This is a genomic window from Terriglobales bacterium (assembly GCA_035691485.1).
Taxonomy (GTDB): Bacteria; Acidobacteriota; Terriglobia; order Terriglobales; family Acidobacteriaceae; genus JAIQGF01.
Genome location: DASSIZ010000122.1, coordinates 39363 through 45501, shown reverse-complemented (window position 1 = coordinate 45501; position 6139 = coordinate 39363). Strand labels below are relative to the sequence as shown.

Below are 6139 nucleotides of genomic sequence, written 5' to 3'. Positions count from 1 at the left end.
TCGCCCCGGTGCTGCGTCACCTTGAAACTCTTGCCAAGCAGCGCCTGCGCCGCCGTCGCCCCCAGGCACACGATCACCTGCGGCTTGGTGACCGCGATCTCCGCGTCCAGCCAGGGACGGCACGCCGCGATCTCCAGCGTGTTCGGCCTCTTGTGGATCCTCCGCTTGCCGCGCGGCTCCCACTTGAAGTGCTTGACGACATTAGTGACGTAGACCTCGGCGCGATCAATGCCGGCTTGCGCCAAAGCCTTGTCCAAAATCATTCCCGCGGGCCCGACAAAAGGGCGTCCGGCAAGATCTTCTTTGTCACCCGGTTGTTCGCCGACAAACAATACCCTGGCGCGCGGACTTCCTTCTCCAAACACGGTTTGTGTTCCGCGCAGCCACAGGTCGCAAGCCTTGCATCCAGCCGCAGCCTCGCGCAATTTGGGCAGCGTGGGTTTCGGAGGGAGCAGGGGAGCAGCCGTTTTCGCGGGAGCCTTGGGCATCCCCTACTTAGTTTCCAATTTTCGCTTTCTGGTTTCCAACCGTCAGGATGAAGAAAGGCGGCTATTGTTCCGGCTTGGCGAGCTCGATGGAATGGACGTGCGAGACCCATCCCGTCTCAGGGTTCATTTCGGCGACGATGCGGTAGGTTTCGCGGCGCGCGACATAGCCCTGCTGCTCCAGTTCCATGACACGCGCATGAAACTTGTCGGCATCCCACTCGCGCACCACCACAAGATCGTTCACGCGCTGATTATAGACCGCCCTGGGAGGAAGGGCACGGCCGCGCGACTATTGCACGTCGAGCTCTTCCGGCGCGCCGTGGCGTCGCAGCAGCGAAGGAAGGTTCTGCGAGAACGCCGAGCGCGGGATCACCATGTCGCAACCCGCCTCCATGGCCTTCACCTTCAAATCGCCCTGCACGTGCGAGAGGAACCCGATGATGGTGGTCCCCTTCTTCAGTTCCTTCTTCAGTCGCGGAATGGTGGCCAGCGGCTTGGCGTTGGCGTTGTTCAGGTCGAAGATGATCAGCGACGGCTTGCCGTTCCCGTTTTCCGACATCTTTTCCAGGATGTCCTTCTCCGTCTTGACGAACTCCACCTTGACGTTCAGCTTGCGCGAGGTTTCCTGGATTTTTGCCAGGAAGAAAAGGTCGTCGATGAAGGCGAAGATGCGCGGCGCAGCATTCTCGTGCTGCTGCGGCAGGGGCTCCGGATCGGGCTGGAGGTACTGCGTGCCGGCGGCGCGATGGCCGGGATGTGAGTTGTTGCCCTGCAGCGCCGCGCGATAGCTGTGGTCCATCGGGTGGGTGAAGACGCCGCCGGGGTTGTTGTGCTGCTGTTTATTTTGTCCCTTGCCGCCCTGGTGACCACCGGGACGTCCACCGGGCCCGCGACGTCCGCGACGCCGCCTTCCCTTCCCTCCGGAGCCGGAGGGACGCTTCGATCCAAAATTCATGATGCTCTCTTACGTGCCCGCGAGGGAGCGGGTACGTGGTTGAAGTTGGTTGAATCACTCCGTCGGAGACGCCCACTTCGTCGCGCATTCGCCCGGCGGCTGGTACCGGGATGCGCATGGAAAATCGTGAACTATTCTCGTCCGCCTGGCGCATGGCACTTGGCTGCGCGCGGACTGACGGCACGGGAGGTGCCGTTCGGAGGCCGATACTGATACTAACCGCCCGCGCTGTGGAAAGGCAAGCCCCGCGTTGGGGAGGGTACTCGGAACATCAGTCCCGCCCGCCTACCAATAGATGCCCGCACGGCGGACAAGGCTTCACGCACTCCATCAATTTACAAACCTGGCCACCCAAGTGGTGCCGCCCGTTTACACTACCGCGATGGCCGGCAGAGACATTCTCTCGCTTCCTCCCGTTGCAGCCGACCAGCGGGTCCGCTACGGTTCGCAGCCGGAGCAGTTCGCCGATTTTTACTTCGCGAAGGATAAGTCGCACGCGCCGTTGGCCATCAATATCCACGGCGGATACTGGCGTGCCCGCTACGATCTGGCCCATGCCAGTCCTCTCTGTTCCGCGCTGGCGGGGCGCGGCATCAACACTGCGAACCTGGAATACCGCCGCGTCGGCTCGCCCGGCGGAGGCTGGCCGCGCACCTTTGAGGATATCCGCACCGCCTATCGCTACCTCGTGCAGCGTGCCGGCGAACTCGGCATCGAGGCCGCCCGCTTGATCGTGCTCGGACACTCCGCCGGTGCCCAGCTGGCGCTCTGCCTGGCGGCGCACGAGGAGTCCATCCGCTGCTGCGCGTCGCTGGCGGGCGTGCTCGACCTGCGCCGCGCATGGGAGCTGCACTTGAGCAACGACGCCGTGGTCGAGTTTCTGGGCGGCACGCCGGAACAGGTTCCGGAGCACTACCGCGAAGCGTCGCCCATCGAGTTGCCGATTGCGGCGCGGCAGATGATCGTGCACGGCACCGCGGATCTGGACGTTCCCATCGCCATCAGCCGCGATTACGTGCGCGCCAAGAACAAACGCGGCGAGCAGGTCGAGTTTGTTCCCATCCGCAAAGCCAGCCACTTCGACCTGATCGATCCCCGGAGCAAGAGTTTCCAGACGGTGGCGCGAGGCGTGGCAGGGTTGCTCAAAGGCTGAACTGAACTTCTTCTTTTTTTCTTCAAACCAGCTTTGAAAGGGCGCGGCTTCAGCCGCGACGCAGGATTCCTGGCGCTCCCGGTTTTAGCAGCTGAGGTGATCTCAATCAAGAAATGCTACGCAGCCAATTTGCCTCTCCACTCCCGCAGCCACTTTGAGTAGAACTGTTCACGGCCGGCAAGCAAAGCTTGAACCGCCGATATGAATTCCCGCGGCGGTTCTCTTTTGGAGATGAACATGTCCACCTGACCTAACGCTTCTTCAGGCAGCGCATCCTCTGCACTCAGCAGCATGATCGGAGTGTCAGGCTTGAGTTGTTTCATTCGCGATGCCAACACGTCCCCGCGCATCTCGGGTATGTTGTAATCGAGAACCACGGCATCGACGTGGCACGACGCGAACAGTTTCAGCCCTTCACGTGGGCTGGTGCTAATCAACACGTCGTACCCTTTTTGCTTCAGCAGAGCCTCACGCCCGATCAAGCCGTCCAGTTCGTCATCTACGCATAGAACGACCGATTTTCGCATGCTGCCCTCCTGCTCTGGCGCTTCTCCGACGGCCGTCCGCCAAGTTGCGCCATGCAGAGGACAGAACAGCAAGGGTGTAACCAGTCGTAACTGCTTGTGAGGACAGGGATAGCCCCAGGACTCGTATGTATATGCTGCGCACCTTAGGAAAAACCGTGAGTTGCTGCACTCGCGCCAGCTGCGCCGGATGCCGGCTTACTTCAAGGCGAACTGGTGAACCCGCAATGAGCTCAGCAGGGCGCTCCAACAGTCCGCCTGTTCATGCCGCCCTCGCAATGGCCGCGTCAACCACTTGTGCTGGAGTCTTCAGCGCCAATACCTTGCCGCGGCCAACTGGCTCCATCTCCGTTGGTCGCCCTAGGATCGGCCACAAGATAAACTGCAAGACAGCAATGGTCGTCTGCCCGTATTCGACGCCTAACTTAAGCGCAGCTTCTTCTATGTCCATCACGCCGCTTATGGCATCAGTCGTAAACGTCCTCCACGGCTTCCGGTAGGCGGATGCGGAGACAGTCTGCTGCGACCTCCGGCCTCGTGCGGCGCGATGGCCTGCTGGCTTTTTAACGTGAGTTTTCCTTGCTGACTTTGAACGAGTCGTCATGAATGCCTCCTGCTGATAATTGTCTTGGAAATCACTTCAGAACCGCGAACGCCCAGATTGGATTTCTCGTCTCAGGTAAAAAACAGGATGAAAAATACTGGTAGGGATAATTCGTTTCATCGAATGGCAAGCGCGTGTTGCAGGTACAGGCCCCACACAGCTGCTGGTGCCCCCCCGCATTCTTGCCCTCCGTCGGTGGCGTATAATCTGCGCCGCTATGCTTGACCTAAAGCATCTGGACAATCGACGAATCCTGTTTCGCTTCAAGCATCACGACTCCATGCTCACTGGAACAGTAAGCAAGGTGGATAGTGATGGGCTTTGGATCGACGCCTCCCGTGTTGCTGAATCAATGCAGCACGACCTTGCTTGGGGACCAATGGTCAGGGAGCTAAAAAACCCCGTTCTCTTCGTGCCCTTTTCAAGCCTGATGTTCTTGATGGCCGCTCAGGAGTGAGCACGGGATCGGCGACTGCCTGCTGTCGCGGCTCACGAAGCAACGCAGGCGCAAGACGGCGGGGCGGAAGCTTGAGACAATACTGCCACCCGTACAGGTCTTGGCCGACTGGGGGGAGCAAACACACCTAAAGGTCAGCGTGCAAGTGCAGGCAAACGTATGAGTGTGTTAGTCTTGGAATGCGTTTGAACGTCCCTTTTTCCCGTTCGACTTCGGGCATCTGAGACCGCGAAACTCCTGCCTCATTCGTTTCGAGAAACACCGACAATCAAATAGCCCGATTCGATGAGGCGAGTATGAAGAACATCTACGTTGGAAATCTGGACTTTCAGAGTACCGAAGAGGAATTGCGAACCGCATTTGCCGTTTACGGGCAAGTCGATAACGTTTCAATCGTGACCGATCGGGATACTGGTCAACGCCGTGGCTTCGCATTCGTTGAGATGGCCAATGATGGAGAGGGCGACAAGGCAATTGCTGGGATGCAGGGAGTAACGTTGGGCACGCGTGCCCTGAGCGTGAATGAAGCGCGTCCCAAGCGCGCGCGTGGTTCGTTTGGCGGAGGCCGCGGCGCACCGCGTGGCTGACGCAGTGGCTCTGGCCGGTACTGATAGTTGGTCAGGAGAATGTGCTCATAGGCAGGAGGTAAAACGCTTTGGCAGAAGTTCGACTGCAAGAGGGCGAATCGTTGGAGAACGCTCTGCGTCGGTTCAAGCGCAAGGTCCAGACGGAAGACATTATTAAGGAAGTGAAGCGTCACTCCTACTATCTGAAACCGGGCGAGAAGCGCCGCGCGAAGCAAGCCTTGGCACGCAAGAGGGCGCGAAAGAAGTTTCGCAAAGAAGAAGCTTCATAGCGACGACCGGGGCCGCTTCGGCCAAGGATTTTTCGAGAAAAAACAGACAGCCACTCGCAAGTGGCTGTCGGCTAACGAGAAGTGTATGGTGGGCGCTACTGGATTCGAACCAGTGACTTCCACCGTGTGAAGATGGCACTCTACCGCTGAGTTAAGCGCCCACTGCTTGAGCAAGTTGTAGTCTTCTTTTCTACCATCCACAGCCGTTTGAGGCAACTTTGACGAAAGCGTTATGCGCTGCAATCACGGCGGCAACTCCGAGGCTGCCGCCGTGGGGAGGGTCACTGCTTGCGGAGTTACTGCTTGGTTGCAACGTAGCTGGAAGTGGTGCCGTGCAGCTTGTCGTCCACGTCGATCTTCATGGTCTTTCCATCCGCTGAAATGGACACCTTGGCGATCGAAATGACCTTGCCGTCCCTCTTATCGGTCTCTTCCAGTGTATTGGCGTTCACTTTCTTGAGAGAGACGCTGGTGATACCGGGATCTCCCTTATACGGATAATCCTTGCCGTCCGTCTTGGCCTCGTAGGATTCCCCGGTAGCCGCTTTCATGGACAGGCCATCGCCGGTCGTCTTGTACGTCCAGGTGATCGCATCCTGAGAGAGGCCGGCCAGCTTCTCCTCGCGCCAGGATCCCGAAATGGCGTGCGAACCAGGCGGCCCTTTCGCAACTCGTGTCGAGACAGCTTTACCGTTTTGCTCTTTCCCGCCGGCCTGTGGCTGCCAGGTAAATTCGTCAGTCAACTGAGTCCCAGTATCATTGACTGTCTGTTTATTGGTGCCCACTACCTTGCCGTTCTTTTTCTGCTCAAATTGCACCGTCTTGTCATCAACGATTTTCACGCTCACCGTATCGAAATAGGGGTGGCCGGTAACCTTGTGATCCTGGCCATCGGCTTTGACCTCATAGACCGGAACACAGCTGTCGCACCGGTACGTTCCTTTCTCCAGCAGGTACTTGTCCGGTTTCTTGGGTAACTGTGCCTTGTTCAAATCCAGGCGCCATGTGCCGTCAAATGCGCTTTGTCCCCACGCAAACAGCGGCATGAGCAGCACAACGATCAGCAACTTTTTCATATAGTTCCCCCTGAACAGAATTTGCG

At 58.6% G+C, this 6139-nt stretch carries 8 protein-coding genes and 1 tRNA gene; 3 read left to right on the top strand and 6 right to left on the bottom strand.

Annotated features, from left to right (window positions below):
* The 3 genes from VFI82_16010 to VFI82_16000 form a co-directional block, all read right to left on the bottom strand.
* Window positions 1–488, bottom strand: a 488-nt coding sequence (locus tag VFI82_16010; GenBank protein HET7186190.1) for a UdgX family uracil-DNA binding protein, incomplete at its 3' end; no start/stop codon positions are given.
* 61 nt (window positions 489–549) lie between these two features.
* Complete coding sequence (locus tag VFI82_16005; protein ID HET7186189.1) at window positions 550–732, bottom strand: hypothetical protein; 183 nt, start codon at window positions 730–732, stop codon at window positions 550–552.
* 45 nt (window positions 733–777) lie between these two features.
* Complete coding sequence (locus VFI82_16000) at window positions 778–1443, bottom strand: hypothetical protein (protein HET7186188.1); 666 nt, start codon at window positions 1441–1443, stop codon at window positions 778–780.
* 382 nt (window positions 1444–1825) lie between these two features.
* Here VFI82_16000 and VFI82_15995 point away from each other — a divergent pair, with 382 nt between their 5' ends.
* On the top strand, window positions 1826–2596 hold the full coding sequence (locus VFI82_15995) for a prolyl oligopeptidase family serine peptidase (protein ID HET7186187.1): 771 nt from the start codon (window positions 1826–1828) through the stop codon (window positions 2594–2596).
* A 116-nt stretch (window positions 2597–2712) separates the two neighbouring features.
* On the opposite strand, the gene VFI82_15990 is transcribed toward VFI82_15995, so the two are convergent.
* Complete coding sequence (locus tag VFI82_15990; GenBank protein HET7186186.1) at window positions 2713–3123, bottom strand: response regulator; 411 nt, start codon at window positions 3121–3123, stop codon at window positions 2713–2715.
* Window positions 3124–4477: 1354 nt separating this feature from the next.
* Here VFI82_15990 and VFI82_15985 point away from each other — a divergent pair.
* Together VFI82_15985 and rpsU are read left to right on the top strand one after the other, a co-directional pair.
* Window positions 4478–4768: an RNA-binding protein gene (locus VFI82_15985; protein ID HET7186185.1), complete on the top strand. Its 291-nt coding sequence runs from the start codon at window positions 4478–4480 to the stop codon at window positions 4766–4768.
* Between the two features lie 68 nt (window positions 4769–4836).
* Complete coding sequence (gene rpsU, locus VFI82_15980; GenBank protein HET7186184.1) at window positions 4837–5037, top strand: 30S ribosomal protein S21; 201 nt, start codon at window positions 4837–4839, stop codon at window positions 5035–5037.
* A gap of 86 nt (window positions 5038–5123) precedes the next feature.
* Here rpsU and VFI82_15975 read toward each other — a convergent pair.
* Window positions 5124–5198 (bottom strand) — tRNA-Val (locus tag VFI82_15975).
* Window positions 5199–5333: 135 nt separating this feature from the next.
* Window positions 5334–6113, bottom strand: coding sequence for a hypothetical protein (locus VFI82_15970; protein HET7186183.1), 780 nt, complete (start codon window positions 6111–6113; stop codon window positions 5334–5336).
* Between the last annotated feature and the right edge of the window lie 26 nt (window positions 6114–6139).